We start from the raw sequence: 19942 nt of genomic DNA on the forward strand, positions 1-19942 counted from the left end.
CGGACCACCAACTGATGTACATGTCCGTGTCAGACCGCAACGGCGGCAAAAAGGACGGGCACGCTAGAGCCGGCGGCCGAACCCGCCGACCCGAAACGCGGTTCAAACTCTCGCACACCATCGTGTGGCTTGGCGTTGTCAGCATGTTCACCGACATCTCCTCGGAGTCGGTGGCTGCCATCCTGCCCCTGTACATCACGGGTTTCCTGGGGCTCTCGGTTATCGCGTTTGGTGTCCTCGACGGCATCAACCAGGGGGCCAGCGCGCTGGTGAGGATCGCAGCCGGGTGGGCCTCTGACAGGATGGGCCATCCCAAGCGTGTTGCCCTCGCCGGGTACGGGCTCTCGATGGCTGCCAGGATCGGACTTCTGTTTGCCGGCGGCTTTTGGTCCCTGACGGCGATCATCACCGGCGACAGGATCGGCAAAGGCATCCGCACTGCTCCCCGCGACGCGCTGATCACGGTATCGGCGCAGCCTGAACACCTGGCCCGGCACTTTGGCGTCCACAGGATGCTCGACAACATCGGCGCCGCAACCGGGCCCCTCCTGGCTTTCTTCATTCTGATGCTCATCCCCAACGGATACTCAACAGTCTTTGTGGTGTCGCTGGCGTTCGCAGTCATTGGCGTGGCGGCGCTGGCACTGCTCGTCCCGGACCTGCGTGCCGGAAGGCGTCGCTCCGGGAAGGAAACGCCCGAAATTCCGTCATTCTCGTTCCGCTGGCGGATGCTGCGGGAGCCCGGGCTGGGCCGCCTGCTGGTAGTTGCCGGAATCCTGGGGTTGCTTACGGTGGGAGACGGCTTTATCTACCTCGTCCTGCAGGATAAGAATTCGTTCCCGGTGCAGTGGTTCCCGCTGCTGTATGTGGGCACGAACCTCGTGTTCCTTGTGCTTGCCATACCGCTGGGCAGGCTCGCTGACCGGTGGGGCAAAGCCAAGGTTTTCATCGCAGGGCACGCCGCGCTTCTCACCTGCTACTTGCTTACCGCCATGCCGTTTGCGGGAATCGGGCCGGCGCTCGGCTGCCTTGTCCTGCTCGGGATCTTCTATGCCGCTACGGATGGGGTACTGGCAGCCCTCGCCAGCCAGCTCACACCACCTGAAAGGCTTGCCACGGGCATCGGCGCGGCGCAGACGGTAGTGGCGGTAAGCCGGATGGCTGCTTCAGCAGGTTTCGGGATTCTGTGGTTCGCCCTGGGTCCGACGACGGCGATGGTTGTGGTTGGCTGCATGTTGACCGCTGCCGTCGTGGCGTCCCCGTTCATCCTTAACGGGATCCGGCATCAGAAGCGCGTGGCGTGAACCGGCGCCGGTGGGAGGCTGACGGGAAACTCCGATGGGTCATCCTGTTAGTCGTGACCGTGATCGTGGTTGCCGGCGCCGGGACCTATGCCGCTCAAGCGTTCCAACGGTTCCAGGCTGCCAGCCTGGCCGCATCCTCGGCCGACATTGCGTCGGGGGGCGCGTCACTGCCGGACCAGCCGTTTGTCCTGTTCCGCAACACCGCGTCCGGCCAGGGCTACGGCCAGGCCGCGACTGTGCTCCTGTCCGCCCCCGCAGCCGAAAGGACGGTGGCCGGCGCCGCCTGCGACCGCGTCTACGGGACCTCTGGTGAAGTGATGTGCCTGCGGACCAACCGGGGTCTGGTCACCAGCTATGAGGCGGCCGTCTACGACAGGAACTGGCAGGAGATCCGCAGCTGGGCGCTGCGCGGAATACCCAGCCGCACAAGACTTGATGAAGCCGGAAGCACTGCCGCAACGACGGTCTTCGTGACCGGGCACTCGTATGCCGGAACGGGATTTTCCACTGAGACAGTGATCAATCCCRTCGACGGCGGCCCCGGAACTGGCAGCCTTGAAGACTTTGCGTTGTGGGTGAATGGAACTCAAGTCAGTCCTTCGGACAGGAATATCTGGGGGGTGACTTTTGTGCCGGGCCAATCCGATTCCTTCTATGCCACGGCGGCGTCGAACGGCCGGATTTGGCTTGTCGAAGGCAGTGTTTCCTCCCGCAAGCTCACCGCAGTCCACGACGGCGTTGAGTGTCCGTCAGTCTCTCCTGACGGGAAACGTATTGCCTTCAAGAAGAACATGGCCGGCAGCGTGACACCGCACTGGAACATCGCCGTCCTCGACATTTCCACTGGCACAGAATCGCTTCTTGCCGAGACGCGGAACGTTGATGACCAGGTTGAATGGCTGGACAACAACACCCTGCTCTATGGGCTGGGCCGGAATGATGCTGCCGGAGACAGCGACATTTGGCGGCTCGGGACCAACGCCGACTCCCGGCCGGAACTCTTCATCGAACACGCCTGGTCTCCCTCCGTCGTTCGGTGACCCGGGCGATCGGTCAACCTGTACGGACAGCGTCACGCTTCGTAGGCCGGCACAGTACTACCACCGGTCGCGGCAACAACGCTGGGGGACGACCCCGCACGGCAGGGCTACTGATAGACAGCGGTTGAGACGGCGGAGCTGACGCTGGCCCACAGCACCACCGGCGCCTACGCGCCGGCCAACCGGACCAATCGGGGACCGGCCAACCGGACCAAGCACAGAGCGGACACAAATGAGCGGTCCAAGACAAACCAGCCTTGGACCGCTCACCTTTGCCCTCCCGAGGAGGCACCTACATATCAGTTGAACACGACGTCCACCAGGTAGCTGGCGTTGGAGGATGAGCCGGGGAAGGCGTTGCTGTAGGAGTATGCGCCGGAGCCGCCGGTGGTGCGGAGTGGTCCGGTGGTGAATCCGGAGCTGAATCCTCCCGGGGTGTAGGAGTAGGTGCCGGTGGGGGTTYGGTAGGCGGCGATGTATTCGGTGTCGGCCGTTATTGTTACGGGTTGGTCGAAGGTTGCGGTTTGCCAGCCGGCGGTGGTTTCGCCGGTGAAGGTCACGGTGGCGAGCTGTTGGCCGGCGGCGGTGAAGAGGGTGCCGGTGTGTGTGCCGGTGTTGCCTGCTGCCTTGTAGAAGCGGATGCCGGTGATGGTGCCGGCGGCGGAGCTGGCGAACCTGACGCCCAGGACCAGTGGTGTGCCGTCTTTGACCTCCATCACGGTTGGTGTGACCGTGTCCTGGTAGAGCGTGCAGGGGCAGGCTCCTTCGGTCCGCGGCGGCGGGACGGTGGTGAAGGTCCAGCTGCTGCCGGCGCTTAGTTGCTGGCCTGTTGCGGAGGTGGCTGACACGGCCACGGTGTAGGCGGTGCCGGCAGCCAAGGGTGCGGTCGGGGTGAAGGTCACCTTGGACGTGGCTGCGTCGTAGCTGGTGGTTCCGGGAACGGTGGTTGTGCCCGGGCCGGTCACGGTGGCTGTCACCGTGGAAGCGCTGACCGGCTTGGAGAACACGGCAGATACGGTGCTGTTCAGGGCGATGCTGGACGAGCCGGACAGCGGAGCCTGCGAAGCGGCAGTAAACGGCRGATCCGGGTACTGGACCACCACATCGACCAAGTAGCTGGCCGATGAACGAACATTCGGGAAGTCGCTGGAATAGGAGTAGGCGCCGGCGTCCGATGATGCCCGCAGGTTGCCCGCGCTGAGGCCGGCCCCAAATCCATTGACCGTGGCTGAATACGTACCGGTCGTGGTCTTGTAGGCCATGATGTACTCCGTGTTGGCTGACATTGCCACGGGCTGATTGAAGTTTGCCGTCTGCCATCCAGAAGTGCTTTCGTTGGCGAACACCACGGTGGCCAGCTGTTGGCCGGCGGCCGTAAACAGCGTGCCGGTGTGGGTTCCCGTATTCCCTGCGGATTTGTAGAAGCGGACGCCGGTGACTGTGCCGTCCGTTGTGCTTGAGAACCTCATGCCGAGGGTGAGCGGCACCCCGTCCCTGATCTCCGGAAGGCCTGGCGCCACTGAATCCTCATAGAAGCTGCAGGGACACGTTCCTGGCACTGGCGGCGAGGCCACCGCTGTGAAGGACCACGTTCCCCCTGCGGTCACGGCGCCTCCACTGGTGGCCGTGGCACTAAGCGTGGCTGTGTAGGCGATGCCCAGGTCGAGGGCGGACGCGGCCGTGAAGGTTGCCTTCCGGGTGACGGGGTCGTACGTCGTGGTCCCGGCGACGTTGGTCCCGCCGGCGGCAGTGAGCTTAAGCTGGACGCTCGAGGCTGTCACAGGCTTCGAGACAACAGCGCCCACGGTGGTGGACTGCGGAACGCTCGACGAGCCATCCAAAGGCCAATGCCCTGAGACTGTCAGCGGCGTGTTGTCCGTGGTGTCGAAGACGGCATCAACGAAGTAGTTTCCGTTTCCGTAGCTGCTCGTCGGATACGCGCCGGGACTGCCATAGACCCCTGCTGGTGGGCTGCCGAAACCACCGGCCACGGTCAAGGGAGGATCGGCGAAGCCAAAACTGTCCCATTGGTAGTCCTTGCTGGCGTAATGTCCCTGGGGCGCCGTGTAGGACACCGTATAGGCTTGGCCGGCAACCACGGCAACGGGTTGGGCAAAGCTGACTTTCTGCCAACCGGAGGGCGTTTCCGATGTGAAGGTTGCGTTGGCGACACGCTGGCCGGCGGAGTTCCACAGCGATCCGACATGGGTTCCGGAGTTTGCAGTGCTCTTGTAGAACCGCACCCCGCTGATGAACCCATCCGAGGTGGGCGTGATCTTCATGCCGAGCTCATAAGCTCCGCCATCCCCCGAGTCAGGCACAGCGGGGACCTGCTCGCCGAATACGGTGTACGGTCCGGCGAGCGCAATATTGCGCACCGCCGGCGTGCCGATATTGGCGCTGTCGTCGATGGCACGGACCTGCAGCGTGGCGCTGGACAAGCCCTTCTGGATGTAGGTGTAGGTCCAGTTCTGTTTCCCTTGCGCAGGATGCCACGTAGCTCCGCCATCGGTGGAAACCTCCACGCCTGAAACGATTCCACCGGCGTCTGTGGCACTACCGGAGGCCGTGACGGTGGCCCCTTGGGCTATCGAAGCACCCTGGGCAGGAGAGGCAATGGCGACTACAGGGCCGGTCTTATCGCTGCTGGGAATGGCGGGGGCCAGAGCAGGGTCGCGGGTACCGGGTTGAGCGCCCATATCCGCCAAGAGGTTGATCTGGGCTTGCTGCATACGGGGATCCGCCGGGGCTCCGGGGCCATCATGCACCTGGTCAAGGCCCCAGGTCCACTGGACGGAGCCCGCAGAGAACACGAGGGCTCCGCTGGCCGCACGGTAAAGCGTGGTGTTGTGGGTAGTTGTTCCGGGTTTGACAGTGTTTCCGTAGTCCTGCAGATACTGGTCCACGGGTCCTGTAGTTGTGGACAGCCGGATGAGCCCGGCCGGCCTGAACCCGTTGTCCAGGTCTTCGTCGGATTCATAGCCCACCGTGTGGGGAGCAAGCTGTGCCGAGGTCCCTGCCGCAAGGGTGGCCAGGGAGGTGCTGCGCCAGAGCCGGGACTTGCCTTCCGCGGCGCTCACGGTAATGGGCAGATCAGTGAAATTCGACATATACATCGTGCCGGTCAGGCCGTTTTCAGGCAGTCCGCCGCCATTGGCGTGTGAGGCGAATCGCGGATCGCGCCACGTGCCGGTCCATTCGTTGGTGGGATCAATCTTGCCGTTGGCCCAGGTTTCCTTGTACGTAGTGATGGTCCGGTACGCCGACCCGTCCACGGCAGACGGTTCGTAGCGCGTACGCCAGTACATCTCGTTTCCGGAGAGGAACTGCAGATTCACGCCCGCGTCACGGGCTGCCGCCACATTGGTGCGCTGGGCACCCGACCAATATTCATCGTGCCCCACCGAAAGGAAGACTTTGTGGTTGAGCAGCAGGCCGCCGCTGCGATCGGTATCCACGCCGCTGATGTAGCTGACGTCGTAGCCGTTTTTCTCCAGGAAGCGGACCAAGGGGTATTCGTTACTGAAGTAGAAATCCCGGCCGTCCGGTCCGCCCCTCGTGTCGACGGGACGGTTGTAGCTGACCTTGTATGCACGGCCGTTGACAGCGCCTTGGTAAAAGTCAGCCCCGCCGTAGGTGTTGTAGGCCTGCCACGAGGTGTCGGAGGTTTGGAAGACAACATCCGAGTGGCTCGCATCATTTCGGACAATAAACGTGATGTGGCTTTGGCTTCCGTTGTCCGGGCGGGTGAGGAGGGCAAAGTAAACGCCCGAGACTGCTGTCGAGGGCACCTGCCACGTGGCTGAAACGGCCCAGTTGCCGCAGTCGTACAGTTCCGTGGTGACGTCCGTGAGGCACTGAGGCTGGTTCTGCCGGAAGGCGGATGGGGTGACGGCGGCGATCTTGCGGGCCCCTAGACCCTGGTACCAGCCTGTCCGGTAGATGTTGATGGTGTAGTTGGCGGCGCTGGTGTCCACTTTGAATCGAATGGGCTGCCCGGCATTGACACTGATTTCGGTGGCGAAGCCCTGAATGTCGGAATCGCCAGCCCCCGAAATGTCCCACTCGGAGGCCGGGCTTCCCGGCTTGGAGTTCTCGCACGCGATGGCGTTGACCAGCGGAGCGCAGGGGTCCGCCGCCGACGCACTGGAGAGAAAATTCGCTGGAAGACCGACAGGCAACATCGCAGCGACAAGCGCGAGAGTCACCACCACGACCATCCGCCGTATGGGCTTCAGGGAACGCTCGGCTGGGTATGCGGGCATGTGAACTCCTGGATTGAGTACGCTGTTGCGAAGCACGCCCGGAGCGAGTTGCTTCGGGCCATTGCCGCTCCCCCCAGGGGGCAGCCAAACCAAGACATTCAGTTGTCCGCAGGGCCGGGACGTCTGTGCTGCCTCCGCACCGTCTGCACCGGTGATGGATTTGGCTTTGGCTGGAACCGGTCCGAAGACCCGTGAGAGACCACCAAGCTAAAGCAGCACATAACAACCCTGTAGCTGCGATTTTAGGCATGGCATAAAACACGCAACAAGCCAATTGGCGCGCCTGCACCGAAGTCTGTGGAAACCCGCAGAATGAGTCAGGGAGACTGTAGCGCCCGGCCGGCGTAGTGCTCGGCCAGCTTTGCCAGACCTTCGTCAAGCGACACGGCCGGGGTCCAGGCGAGGAGCTCGCGGGTCTCGCGCTGGTCGAACCAGTGGGCGGTGGAGAGCTGTTCAGCGAGGAATCTGGTCATCGGCGGCTCGTCTTCCCGGCCTGTCCGGATCCAGACTTTCTCCACCACGGAGCCCGCCGCGCGGGCAAGCCAGCCAGGCACCCGCCACGATGGCGCCGGCACCCCGCCCGCGGCACAAATTCCAGCCAGCAGTTCACCGACCGGGCGGGGTTCGCCGTTGCTGACCACGAGCGCCCGGCCGTGGACGTGCTCCATGCGGTGCAGCCCGGCGACGATGGCCGAGGCGGCATTGTCCACATAGGTGGTGTCGATCAGGGCCGCGCCGGTGTCCAGCAGCGGCAGCCGGCCGCGGCCGGCACGCTCCAGCACCCGTTCCACCAACTGAGTGTCCCCTGGGCCCCAGACAATGTGCGGGCGCACCGAAGCGACCCGGAATCCGGGAGTGTCCTCGGCCAGCGCCAGCAGTTCGGCCGCCGCTTTCGTGCGGGAGTAGTCGCCGTGCGCCCGGGCCGGGTCTGCCGGCTCGGCTCCCAGTCCGGCAATGGCGGCCCCGGAGTTGGCGACGGAAGGGGAGGAAACGAACACCATGTCCCGCACGCCGGACTCGCGGGCGGCACGCAGCAGGCGGCGCGTCCCATCGACATTCACGTCAGCGAAGTCAGCGGCGTGGCCGGTAAAGGAGACCTTCGCGGCCAGGTGGATGACGCCCTCGGCGCCGGCAACCGCGCGACGGACGGCGTCTTCATCTGTCACGGACCCCAAAAGGTCCGTGGCGCCTTCCACCCCTGCGGCACGGCGCTGGAACGTCGTGACGGCGTGGCCCTGCCGCACCAGCAACCGGGCCACCTCGCGTCCGAGCAGCCCGCTCGCGCCGGTGACGAGGATCCTCACGGCGTGCCCGGACGGCCGCCGGCCAGAACGCGGGACGCCCACCGCGACAGGCGGGTCCTGTCAATCTTGGCGTTGTGGCGAATGTCGGTGGGCTGGGAAGGGACAGCGAGCACGGCAGAGACGCTGACGCCCGCAAGGCGGGCCGCGTTCCGTACACGCCCGGCGAGTTGCGGCGCGGCAGGACCGCCCCGGCGCGCCGGCGGCACGGTCTCGACGACAGCGACGACGGCCTGCGTCCCGGCGGGACCGACCCCCACCACCGCGGCCAGTCCGACGTCATCCAGGCGTTCGATGGCCTGCTCGGTGCCCACGGGTGTTACCACTGAACCCGGCGCCGTCACGACGTGCGTGAGGCGTCCCTCAACCCAGAGCCGGCCCGCGGCGTCAAAGTGCCCGACATCCCCGGTGCGGTGCCAGCCGGCAGTGCGAACGCTTTCCCGCTGAGTCAGCCACAGCCTGTCGTAGGCCTCCTTGACGTGGGGGGCGCTGACGAGGATTTCACCGGTCACCCCCGCCTCGGTGACGGGGAGGTTCCCCGGGGCGGTCCCGTCGGCGGCGAGGGGGATGAGGGCTACGCGCGCGCCGTGCACGGGCAGGCCGACGCACACGCCGTTGCCGGCCCCGGCCACCGTTCCGGCGTCGGCGTCCGCCTGGGCCGCGCGGATCTGTTCCAGGCTGATATCGGTGACGGGCAGCGCTTCGGTCATCCCGTAAGGGGTGTGCAGTGAAGCGCGTGGCAGCAGCCGCTGCACTGCTGTGAGGAGCGGCTCCGGGACGGGCGCGCCGGCCGAGAGCAGCAGCTCCACGCGCTCCAGGGCCTCGTGCCCGGCACTGCCCAGGCCATCCTTTGTGCTGAGCACGTTGCGCAGCGCCGCCGGCGAGGCGAAGACCACCGTGGCATCAACGGCCGCAGCGGCGTCTGCCAACGCGCGGGCAGTCAGGGTCCGGGGCGCGGTGACATCCATGGCGGGCGTCACCGAAACGGCTCCGAGCGCCGGCCCCAGGAGGGCGAACGGCGCGAAGGCCGCCACCAGGCGCGCGCCGGGACGGATGCCCAGCGTCGCGGCCACGGTGTCCCGCATCGCCGCCAGCTGCCGGTGGGTGTAGAGCACGCCCTTGGCGGGACCGGTGGAGCCGGAGGTGAAGAGCACCGCGGCGGGTGCGTCGGGGCACGGAGCCGTGTCGAGTGCCGCATCCGGACCGGGAGCGTTCGACGGCGGTTCCCCACTGGCGCTGGCCCCCCGGCGGACGAGGGCGGCGAGGGAGGTCTCGACGCCGAGGATGCGGCGACGGGCCGCCGGCAGCTCCCGCACACTGATGCGCCGTCCCGGCCAGCCGAGTACCGAGGCAGCCGCCAGGGCCTTGTCGATTCCAATCAGGAAATCCGGTGTGGCTCCCTTCACGGCTCGGCTTAGGCCGCGGGTTCCGAGGCCCGCATCGGCCACAACCACCACCGCGCCGATCCGCAGGCAGGCGTAGAGCACTACGGTCAGATCCACGCCGGGAGGAACCATGAGGCTCACCCTGTTACCCGGCCCGACGCCGACATCGAGCAGACCTGCCGCGAGGACGGCGACGCTTTGTTCCAGTTCCCGCCAGGTGAGCGACCGGGACACGCCACCGTCCGCGGCCATTTCCGCGACGGCGGTTTCCCCGCCGTCGGGTCCTGCTGCCAGTTCGGCGAGGGGCGCCCAGAGGGGCGGAACACCGGTGCCTGGCTGGTGGGTCGCCGCCTCGTTGCGGGTGCCGGGCATGACGCCCGGCAGCTGAAGACCGGATGCAGTGTGGCGGCCGCGCTCGGCCAGCCAGTCAAAGACGGGGGCAGCGATGTCTCGGTCTTCGGCAACAAGGTGCCCCGCACCTTCGAAGCGGTGCACCTGTGCGTGCGGCAGCCGGCCGATGAGGTCCTTGAGGTACCGGTCGGAAAAGATCGGGTCCCGCGGGCCCCACAGCATCAGGGCGGGAACACTCAGCCCGCGCAGCCCCTCGGCGACTCGATTGAGTACCGGGTAGCTGGGATGTGACGGGTCTGCAGGAATATCGGCGACAAAGTTTCCCACGCCCTCGCGGCGGTCGGCGCTGCGGTAGGGGGCCATGAAGGCGCTGCGTATGTCCGCGGCCAGCGGCGGGTGGGCCAAGGAATGAGTCACCCGCAGGAAGGCGTCCGACGTCGTTGTTCCCCAGCGGTGTACGGCGGGGTGCAGGGCCAGCTGCAGCGCCGGCGGGATGGGGGAGCCGGCGGGCTGGCTGACGGCGGTGTTGGTCAGCACCACCCCGGCGAGCTGCTCCTGGTGTGCCAGGGCCCAGCCGAGGCTGATGACGCCGCCCCAGTCGTGGCCGACGGTGACCACTGGACCGTCCAGCTCCAGGGCGGCGGTGAGATCGCCCAGGTCGTTGATGCGGTCTTCCAGGCGCCGGAACGTGCCGGTGCGCTCGGAGAAGCCCATATCCAACTGGTCCACGGCCACCACGCGCCACGGATGGGGGGAATCAGCTCCGGCGGCGAGCAGGGTCCGCCACAGGAAGGACCACGTCGGGTTGCCGTGCACGCACAGCAGGGTGCCGGCAGGGACCAGGCCCCGGCGGGAGAGCTGCGCACCGTTGTCGAGCAGGTGCCAGCTGCGCACGGCCCCGGGTTTATCAGCTGCGGAGGTGGACGCCACCTGGATTTCCCGGGACCACTCGGGGTCGACGCCTGGCCAGTCGGCCTCTACCACTGGATTTCCAGCAAGGCGGTGTTCAGGCCGGAACCGACGCCCATGCACAGCACCCTGTCTCCGGTTCCGAGGGTCTGGGCTTCGGCGGCAAGGGTCATGGGGAGTGAGGCCGGGCCCACGTTCCCCCAGTGCGGGAACGTGATCGGCACCTTGGCCGGGTCCAGATCGATTGCGTTGATGATGGCCTGCGTGTAGGCGTTGCTTACCTGGTGCGTCACGTACCGGTCCATCGAGGCCCAGTCCCACTCCGGTTGTGCCTCGTGCCAGGCGTCGACCACCAACTGCAGGCCGCCATCAAGCAGGCCTTTGGTGTCGGTGGCCATGCCGTCGATGCCGCCCACGCACAACTCGTGGTGCTCGGTGCCGGCACGCATCACGCCCCCGACGATCCGGTGCGCCCCGGGGTGCTGGTCCGCGGGGCCCAGCACTGCGGCGGCGGCCCCGGAACCCAGGGTGAGCGTCGCGAACTCACGGCCAAAGTCCTCGCGGGTGGTCTCGGGCCGCTGAAGCCGGGCCAAGGTGGCCTCCTGCGTGGCCTGGGCGTCTTCGCCGTTAACAATCATCGCGTACTTGATCTGGCCGGAGTCGATCATGTTGGCCGCCAGTGTCAGGCCGTTGACAAAGCCGAGGCATGCGTTGGCGAGGTCGAAGTTCATGGCCGACGACGGCAGGCTGAGTCCGTGATGGATCTTCACCGCCACCGACGGCTCGAGGCTGCGCCGCGTGACAGAGGTGTTGATCAGCAAGCCGACCTCCGACGCTTCGACGCCGGACTCGGCCAAGGCCTTCGCACCGGCCTCGATGGCGGCGTCGTCGAACGAAGTACCCGGCGCCCACCACCGCCGATGGGTGATGCCCGCGACCCGTTCGAGCAGCCGTGGGGGAAACTTCAGGCGACGCAGGGTGGGGGCCAGCCGTCGGTCGAAATCGGCGGAACTGACGATTTTTGGAGCTTCGACGCTACTCACCGACAGCAATGCGGTGTTGTTGTGCCGGAATGTTGCATTCCCTGTCAAAATAAAGCCCCTATTCGTGTCTGTCCTGCGCTCCGGCGGCTGACCGCACCATTGAGCACCAGCCCAAGTGCTTAACTATGCCGGGTCCGGGACAATTCCTGCACATGCAGCCGGCAGCGGCTTCGGTGGCTTCGCACGGATCTGCGCTGAATTGTCGCGGCCCCGCAGTAGATTGTAAGTAGCCGGGGCCGTCCCGCCGATACCCGTGCCCAGTCCGCCGAGCAGGAGACCCGAAACACCTTGCACCTCAAGAGCCTTACCGTCCGGGGATTCAAGTCGTTCGCGTCTGCCACGACGTTTGACTTTGAACCCGGAGTCACGGCCGTGGTGGGACCGAACGGCTCCGGGAAGTCCAATGTGGTGGATGCCCTGTCCTGGGTGATGGGCGAGCAGGGGGCCAAAACACTGCGCGGCGGCAAAATGGAGGACGTTATTTTTGCCGGGACGTCCGGCCGTGCTCCACTGGGCCGGGCCCACGTCTCCCTGACCATTGACAACGCTGACGGGGCCCTGCCCATTGAATACAGCGAAGTCACCATCTCCCGGACCTTGTTCCGCTCCGGAGGATCCGAATACGCCATCAACGGAGCCAGCTGCCGCCTGCTCGACATCCAGGAACTGCTCTCCGACTCCGGGCTGGGCCGGGAGATGCACGTCATTGTGGGTCAGGGGCAGCTGGACAAAGTCCTGCACGCCACCCCTGAGGACCGCCGGGGTTTCATCGAGGAAGCCGCGGGAATCCTGAAACACCGCCGCCGCAAGGAAAAAACCGTCCGCAAGCTCGAGGCCATGCAGGCAAACCTGCAGCGACTCAACGATCTCACCGGCGAGATCCGGCGCCAGCTGACGCCGCTCGGCAAGCAGGCCGACGTGGCGCGCCGTGCCCAGCGGGTCCAGTTCGATGTCCGGGACGCACGCGCCAGGCTGTTGGCCGATGATCTGGCCCGGGAACAAGATGCGCTGGCGCAGGACATCGCGGACGAGGACGCCCTGAGAGCCCGCCGGACCGCGGTGGAGCAGGAACTGGGGGCCGGGCGCCGGCAGCAGGCCGCCATCGAACAACTCGCTGCAGAGGCCACGCCCAGGCTCAACGAGGCGCGCGACACGTGGTACCGGCTGAACGCGGCGCGGGAACGCCTCCGCTCCCTTGGCTCCCTGGCCCAGGAACGCGGCCGGCTTCTCGGCGCGGTTGATGCTGAACCGTATTCGGGCAGGGACCCGGAGCAGTTGGAGCGGCAGGCCGCCCGGGTCCGCGACGAACTGACGGAGCTCGAGCGTCACATCCTCGACCGGCGCAGCGCGCTGGAGTCAGCCACCGTCGCCAAGTCCGAGGCGGAACGTGCGGGGGCCGCCGAGGATAAGCGGCTCACTGCTGTCCTCCGCGCCGCGGCGGACCGCCGCGAAGGGCTCGCGAAGCTGGCCGGCCAGGTTGCTGCCGCAAGGTCGCGGGTCGAGTCCGCCCAGGCCGAACTGGGCAGGCTCCGCGAGTCACTCGCCGCCGGGCAGGACCGCCGCAGTAAGGCCCAGTCCGAGTTCACTGCCCTCGAAAACCAGGTAGCGGGCGTTGAGGAAGGTGAGGAGACCCTCGACGCCGACTACGAGGACGCCAGCGCCGAACTGGACGCTGTGGTCCAGGAGATTGCCGGGCTAACGGCCGCCGGACGGGAAGCCGTCCGCGAACGCGATGCCCTGGCGGCCCGGCGCGATGCCCTGCAGCTTGGACTCAACCGGAAGGACGGAGCGGCCCACGTGCTCGGCTCCGGCCTCGACGGCGTTGCCGGCACGCTCGCGGCGGCGCTCGTCGTTGAACCGGGCTACGAGACGGCCATCGCGGCCGCGCTCGGCGACGCCTCCGAGGCAATTGTGGTCCGGGATCCCGCGGTGGCGGCCACCGTGGTGCAATTGCTGAAAGACGACGACGCCGGCCGCGCCGCCCTGCTACTGGAATCGGCCGCACCACCTGCACACCCCCACCCTGCGACGGCGGGTCCTTTGCCGGCTGGTGCCCGCTGGGCTTTTGACCTGGTGACCGCGGGCGGGGACCACGGGCCGGCGGTGGCGGCGCTGCTGGCAGGAGCCGCCGTCGTTGATGATTTTGCGGCCGCCTGCACGCTGGTCACTGAGCGGCCGGACCTGACGGCCGTGACCACGGCAGGAGACCTTCTGACGGCACTGACCGTCACCGGGGGATCCGCGAAGGCGCCGTCGCTGCTTGAGGTGCAGGCCGCCGTCGACGACGCCGAAACCCGCCTCGCCGCTGTCACCGCCGATCTTGAGCGGAACAGGTTCGCCTTGGCCGGCGCTGAAGCGCGGCGCACCAAAGCCCAGGCCAGGGCCGACGCTGCCCTGGACAGGCTCCATGACTCGGACGCCCGGCTGGCGGCCGTCGCCGAACGGCTGGGGCACTTGAACTCGATCCTGCGGAGCGCTGTTGGCGAAAGCGACAGGCTGGCCGCGTCACTGGCCCGGGCTGAGGCAAACGTACGTACCGAGGAGGAGGCGCTTGCTGCCATCGCCGGCCGCCTGGCCGCGGCGCAGGAAGCGCCCGCCGAGGAGGAACCGTCCACGGAACAGCGCGATGCCCTGGCCCGGGCGGCGTCGCTGGCCCGGTCCGCCGAGATGGAGGCCCGGCTATCGCTCCGCAGCACCGAAGAACAACTGGCGGCCACCCGCAACCGGGCCGTCTCGCTCGAACGTGCCGCCGCCACCGAACGCAGGGCCCGGGAAGAGGCCGCGGAAAGGGCACGTCGCAGGCGGCTTCAGGCGCGCCGCGCGGCCGCAGTGTCGGCAGGCGTGGAGCTGGCCATCCGCTTCATCGACGTATCTGTGCAACTGGCGCGTGAGGAGCGCGATCTCGCCGAAGAGAACCGGGAGCAGCGGGACCGCGAACTGCACTCGATCAGAACCTGCAACGATTCGCTGGCCCGTGAACTGGCGATGCTGACGGATTCTGTCCACCGGGATGAACTGGCCCGTGCCCAGCACCGGGCGCGTGTCGAAGCTCTGGAAACACGGTCCATCGACGAACTTGGCATCAACCCGGACGTGCTCCTGGCTGACTACGGCCCCGACGTCCCCGTGCCTGTCCAGGCGGAGGAAAAAGGCGACAAATGGGCTGCCCTCAGGACGCCGGTGGATGAGGCCGGCGCGCCGGTGATCGAAGGCAAACCGTTTGTCCGGGAGGAACAGGAGAAGCGCCTCCGCAAAGCCGAACGGGACCTGTCCGCCCTGGGCAAGGTCAACCCGCTGGCGCTGGAGGAATTTGCGGCGCTCGAGGAGCGGCACCAGTTCCTCAGCACCCAACTCGAGGACCTCAAGTCCAGCCGCAAGGACCTGCTGGACATCATCAAGGAAGTGGACGATCGCGTCCAGCGTGTCTTTGCCGAGGCCTTTGAGGACATCCAGGCCCAGTTTGTCCGGGTTTTTGGCCGGCTCTTTCCGGGCGGCGAAGGCCGATTGATCCTGACCGACCCGTCGGACATGCTCACCACAGGCATTGAGGTGGAGGCGCGGCCTGCCGGGAAGAAGATCAAGCGGCTCTCTCTGCTCTCCGGCGGGGAACGTTCGCTCACGGCCGTCGCCTTGCTGGTGGCCATCTTCAAGGCCCGGCCGTCACCGTTTTACGTGATGGACGAAGTGGAGGCAGCGCTCGACGACACCAACCTCGGCCGGCTCATCACCATCTTCGAGGAACTCCGGGAATCCAGCCAGCTGATTGTGATCACCCACCAGAAGCGCACCATGGAAGTCGCCGACGCCCTCTATGGCGTCACCATGCGGGGCGACGGAGTGTCCACCGTCATCAGCCAGCGGCTGGGGGCCGACGTATAAATCGGTGCTGCCGGGGCCCACAGGCGCCCCCGGCGTTTGTGAGAAGCTAGGGGAGTGAATGACATCCTCCCCATTATTCTGTCCATTGTTGCTGCCCTGGTGGTTATTGGCGGGCTGATCCCGGTCCTGATAAAGACGCGGAAGAACATCAGGCAGTACCCGGGGACGCGTGATGCCAATGACCCCGTCGGAGGCGGGGGAACGCTGCTGGAGGACGCGCCCGTGGTCCCGGCCGAGCGGCAGGCCCCGGCCGGCGTCGACCTCGAAGACCTTGAGATCACCGACGTAGCCGACAACGCGGCGGGCCTTGAAACCATCCCGGTGGAGACGCCCCTGCCGGTGGCGGGTCGCCTCACCCGCCTCCGTGAGCGCCTGGTCCGGTCCAACAACATCCTGGGCAAGGGGCTGCTCGCCCTGCTCTCCAGTGACAAGATCGACGAAAATGTCTGGGATGAAGTTGAAGAGACCCTCCTGCTGGCAGACCTGGGGACCGAACCCACCATGCAGCTGGTTGACGCCCTCCGGGAACGGGTGAAGGTTCTCGGCACCAGGACCCCCGAACAGGTTAAGGCATTGCTCCGCGAGGAACTCATCAAGCTCGTGGATCCGAGCATGGACCGCAGCCTCCGGACCGAAAGGCACGGGGACAAGCCGGCCGTCGTGCTGGTTGTGGGTGTCAACGGCGTGGGTAAGACCACCACGGTGGGCAAGCTCGCCCGCGTCCTCGTGGCAGAGGACAAGGACGTCCTGCTGGGCGCGGCGGACACCTTTCGCGCGGCCGCGGCGGAGCAGCTTGCCACCTGGGGGCAGCGTGTTGGCGTTCCCACCGTGAAGTCCGACGTCGATGGCGCAGACCCGGCGTCAGTCGCCTACGAGGCGGTCAAGGCAGGAATTGACCAGGAAGTCGACGTTGTTATGATCGACACCGCGGGCCGGCTGCAGAACAAGACAGGCCTGATGGACGAACTCGGCAAGGTCAAGCGCGTCATCGAAAAACTGGCCGACGTCGACGAGGTGCTGCTGGTACTCGACGCCACCACCGGCCAGAACGGCCTCAACCAGGCACGGGTCTTCGCCGAGGTCGTGAACATCACCGGCATCGTCCTCACCAAGCTGGATGGCACCGCCAAGGGCGGAATCGTGGTTGCGATTCAAAAGTCCCTGGGCGTCCCGGTCAAGCTCATCGGCCTCGGCGAAGGGGCCGATGACCTGGCGCCGTTTGACGCCGAGGGCTTCGTGGACGCACTGCTTAACTAGAGCTCGTTCCAACACGTTTCAAGGGCTCGCGCGTGACTGACCAGCAGGCCGCTGCCACCACCAGGACACCGCCGGTGACGCCAAAGGCCCAGCCGTAGCCCAGCCGGTCAGCGAGGATTCCCACCAATACCGGGCCCGCAATTGTTCCGATGTCAGTGGTCATCTGGTAGGCGGCCAGTACTTTCCCGCCGGACCGCTCGTTCCCGATAACGTCCGCGACGGCGGCCTGTTGGGCTGGACCCAACAGGCCGGAACCCGCTCCGGCCACGGCGGAAGCGGCCAGGAACCAGCCCAGCTCCGTGGTGAAGCCGATGGCGGCCGTCGCCAGCCCGGCCACAAGAAGCCCGGCAAGCATCATCGGTTTGCGGCCCGCGCTGTCGGCCAGCCGCCCGGAAAATGTTAGTGCCGCCGCGTTTCCGCCGGCAAACACGGCCAGGGCCAGGCCGGCGGTTTCAGGACCGGCACCCAGGACGGCAACAGCAAAGAGCGGGACGGTGGCCATCCGGACCCCGAATGTTGCCCACCCGTTGGCGAAGCTCGACACCAGGACTGAGCGGTAGGCACCCATACCAAGGGCGTCGGCAAAACGCATGGCCGGGGCCCGGTCGCCGTCAGCCCGCGCTGAGGTGGGTGTGTGGCTGAGCTGGGTCTGCACCACGATGGCGGCAAGGATAAGTGCCGCGGCGTAGCAAAGGAACGGCACCCGCAGTCCGAACCCGGCCAGCAGGCCGCCCACCACCGGTCCCAGGACGCTGCCGATCAGGAATGCCGTGGCGTAGGCTCCGGACACCCGTCCGCGGCTTTCCGGCGGTGCCAGCCGGACCACAAGCGCCATGGAAGCCACGGTGAACATCACGGACCCCACTCCGCCGAGGCCGCGGAAGACCAGGAGCTGCCAGTAGTTTTGGGCGAACGCGCAGGCCGCCGTCGAGACCGCCACGATCAGCAGGCCGGACACGTACACGGGACGTTCGCCGAGCCGGCCAATGAGGGCACCGCCGGCCGGGGCGAACACCAGCCGCATAAAAGCAAAGATGCTCACGATCACCGCGGCGGCAGTCGCCCCGACGTCGAATGTTGTGGCAAATTGCGGCAGCACGGGCGCAACGAGTCCGAAACCGAGAGCGATGAGGAAGGCAGCGGCGAGCATCACCTTCACGTCGCGCGGGAGTGCGGGGCGCTCTGGGCGGTTGATGGCGCGAATCCTTGGTGTGGCGCGGCTCACAGGGCGGCTGCCGTCATAGTGCTGGTTTCCTTGCAGGGCGGTGGGCCTTGGGCCGGTGGAAGTGGTGAAACATAACCGTAACAAGCCAGATATGCACCATTTACTTCCTAGAGGTTGTTGTAACAAACCGGCAATGAAATACCTCAGCGGTCGAAACACGGTCCGGACAAACTCTTTTCAGGACGCAAACGGCGTTGGCAGGCGGCGGAGCACATCCGCAGCATCGATGAGAGGGAGGACGTGCACCATGGAACTTACCGCAGGTCACGTATGGCTCATGGTGGCGGCAGCACTCGTGCTGTTCATGACACCGGGTCTGGCATTTTTCTACGGCGGCATGACACGCGCCAAGGCTGCGCTGAACATGATGATGATGAGCTTCATCTCCATCGGCATGGTGGGTGTGGTCTGGGTGCTCTGGGGTGCTTCGATGAGCTCCGGCGAGGGGTTCCTCCAGATCGTCGGAAACCCGTTCGCCACCTTCGGCCTTGAAGGCATCACCTCACCGGACGGCCTGATCAAGGTCGGCTACGCCGCTACCTTCGCCATCATCACGGTGGCCCTCATCAGCGGCGCGATCGCTGACCGCGCCAAGTTCGGCGCCTGGACCGTCTTTGTGCCCGTCTGGGTCACGCTGGTCTACTGCCCGTTGGCGTACATGATCTGGGGCGGCGGGCTGTTTGGCCCCGAGGGTGCCATTGGACAGGCGCTCGGCCCTGCCATCGACTTTGCCGGCGGCACGGTGGTCCACATCAACGCCGGCGTCGCGGCCCTCATCCTCGTCCTGATCATCGGCAACCGCCGCGGCTTCGGCAAGGATCCGAACCACCGCCCCCACAACATCCCGTTCGTTATGTTGGGTGCAGCCATCCTCTGGTTCGGCTGGTTCGGCTTCAACGCCGGTGCGGCCACAACGGCCGAGCAGGGTGGCCTGATCTGGATCAACACGCTGGCAGCACCGGCCGCAGCCATGCTGGGCTGGCTTGTTACCGAACGCATCCGCGATGGCCACCCCACCTCCCTCGGTGCCGCCTCCGGCGTGGTCGCCGGCCTGGTGGCCATCACCCCGGCCTGCGCCAACGTCAGCCCGGTCGGTGCCCTCGGCCTCGGTGTGGTCGCCGGTGTGGCCTCGGCCCTGGCCGTCGGACTCAAGTTCCGCTGGGGCTTCGATGACTCCCTGGACGTTGTGGGTGTCCACCTCGTCTCCGGCATCATCGGCACGGTTGCCCTGGGCTTCATCGCCCTCCCCACCGATGGCGTGGGCGGCGGCCTCTTCTACGGCGGCGGATTCACCCAGCTCTGGGCCCAGCTCGCAGCGGCCGGCATCGCCATTGCCTACTCGGCGATCCTCACCACGATCATCGCCCTGGCCATCCACAAGACCATGGGCTTCCGCGTCTCGCAGGAGCAGGAGACCGTGGGCGTGGATCTCAGCCTGCACGCTGAGACGGCTTACGAATTCGGTGTTGGCGGCCAGGGCGGGAGCTTCCAGCCCCTGCACGAACTGATCACCGGGAAGGCGCCGGCCAGTGCTGCGGAGTTGTCCGGAGCCAGGAAGACGGAGCCGGCTGCCGGCAAGGAAAGCGTGGAAGCATGAAACTGATTACAGCCATCGTCCGCCCGGAAAAGCTCGAAGCCATCCGGGAAGGCCTGGAGTCCTACGGTGTCCAGGGGCTGACGGTGAGCGCGGCCAGCGGTTACGGTCGCCAGCGCGGCTACACCGAGGTCTACCGCGGCGCTGAATACAACGTGGACCTCCTGCCCAAGATCCGGGTGGAAGTGCTCGCCACTGATGAACAGGCCGACGACATCCTGGATGTCATCATCGCCAGCTCCAACACCGGACGCGCAGGCGACGGCAAGGTCTGGACCGTGGACGTCTTCGAGGCGGTCAGGGTACGCACCGGCGAACGCGGCGTGGCAGCGATCTAGCAGCCCCGCCGGCCGTACCGGCGGCAACAACAGAGAGAGCGGGCAGGGAAC

Annotated in this window: 11 protein-coding genes; 6 read left to right on the top strand and 5 right to left on the bottom strand. The window is 66.5% G+C overall.

Annotated features, from left to right (window positions below; translation table 11 throughout):
• The first annotated feature begins 14 nt into the window (after window positions 1–14).
• Both AC1DIM_RS08795 and AC1DIM_RS08800 read left to right on the top strand, forming a co-directional pair.
• Window positions 15–1304: an MFS transporter gene (locus AC1DIM_RS08795; RefSeq protein WP_477710097.1), complete on the top strand. Its 1290-nt coding sequence runs from the start codon at window positions 15–17 to the stop codon at window positions 1302–1304.
• Between the two features lie 53 nt (window positions 1305–1357).
• Window positions 1358–2344, top strand: coding sequence for a TolB family protein (locus AC1DIM_RS08800; RefSeq protein WP_477710098.1), 987 nt, complete (start codon window positions 1358–1360; stop codon window positions 2342–2344).
• 299 nt (window positions 2345–2643) lie between these two features.
• On the opposite strand, the gene AC1DIM_RS08805 is transcribed toward AC1DIM_RS08800, so the two are convergent.
• The 4 genes from AC1DIM_RS08805 to AC1DIM_RS08820 form a co-directional block, all read right to left on the bottom strand.
• Window positions 2644–6609: a DUF4082 domain-containing protein gene (locus tag AC1DIM_RS08805; protein WP_477710099.1), complete on the bottom strand. Its 3966-nt coding sequence runs from the start codon at window positions 6607–6609 to the stop codon at window positions 2644–2646.
• 317 nt (window positions 6610–6926) lie between these two features.
• The gene (locus AC1DIM_RS08810; protein ID WP_477710100.1) at window positions 6927–7913 is read right to left on the bottom strand and encodes an NAD-dependent epimerase/dehydratase family protein; all 987 of its coding nucleotides are present in this window, start codon (window positions 7911–7913) and stop codon (window positions 6927–6929) included.
• Complete coding sequence (locus AC1DIM_RS08815) at window positions 7910–10630, bottom strand: alpha/beta fold hydrolase (RefSeq protein ID WP_477710101.1); 2721 nt, start codon at window positions 10628–10630, stop codon at window positions 7910–7912. The genes AC1DIM_RS08810 and AC1DIM_RS08815 overlap by 4 nt, the downstream gene beginning before the upstream one ends.
• Window positions 10624–11646, bottom strand: a complete 1023-nt coding sequence (locus tag AC1DIM_RS08820) for a 3-oxoacyl-ACP synthase III (protein WP_477710102.1) — start codon at window positions 11644–11646, stop codon at window positions 10624–10626. Before AC1DIM_RS08820 ends, AC1DIM_RS08815 begins: the two co-directional genes overlap by 7 nt.
• A 240-nt stretch (window positions 11647–11886) precedes the next feature.
• Between AC1DIM_RS08820 and smc the strand changes: the two genes are divergently transcribed.
• Both smc and ftsY read left to right on the top strand, forming a co-directional pair.
• On the top strand, window positions 11887–15477 hold the full coding sequence (smc, locus tag AC1DIM_RS08825) for a chromosome segregation protein SMC (protein WP_477710103.1): 3591 nt from the start codon (window positions 11887–11889) through the stop codon (window positions 15475–15477).
• Between the two features lie 54 nt (window positions 15478–15531).
• On the top strand, window positions 15532–16734 hold the full coding sequence (gene ftsY, locus AC1DIM_RS08830; protein WP_477710104.1) for a signal recognition particle-docking protein FtsY: 1203 nt from the start codon (window positions 15532–15534) through the stop codon (window positions 16732–16734).
• Here the strand turns inward: ftsY and AC1DIM_RS08835 are convergent.
• Window positions 16727–17884, bottom strand: a complete 1158-nt coding sequence (locus AC1DIM_RS08835) for an MFS transporter (RefSeq protein ID WP_477710147.1) — start codon at window positions 17882–17884, stop codon at window positions 16727–16729. The two genes, ftsY and AC1DIM_RS08835, sit on opposite strands and share 8 nt — an antisense overlap.
• 322 nt (window positions 17885–18206) lie before the next feature.
• Between AC1DIM_RS08835 and AC1DIM_RS08840 the strand changes: the two genes are divergently transcribed.
• Both AC1DIM_RS08840 and AC1DIM_RS08845 read left to right on the top strand, forming a co-directional pair.
• Complete coding sequence (locus AC1DIM_RS08840) at window positions 18207–19556, top strand: ammonium transporter (protein WP_477710105.1); 1350 nt, start codon at window positions 18207–18209, stop codon at window positions 19554–19556.
• Window positions 19553–19891, top strand: coding sequence for a P-II family nitrogen regulator (locus tag AC1DIM_RS08845; protein ID WP_056349123.1), 339 nt, complete (start codon window positions 19553–19555; stop codon window positions 19889–19891). The genes AC1DIM_RS08840 and AC1DIM_RS08845 overlap by 4 nt, the downstream gene beginning before the upstream one ends.
• Window positions 19892–19942: the final 51 nt, after the last annotated feature.

Source organism: Pseudarthrobacter sp. 01T43 (assembly GCF_056398665.1).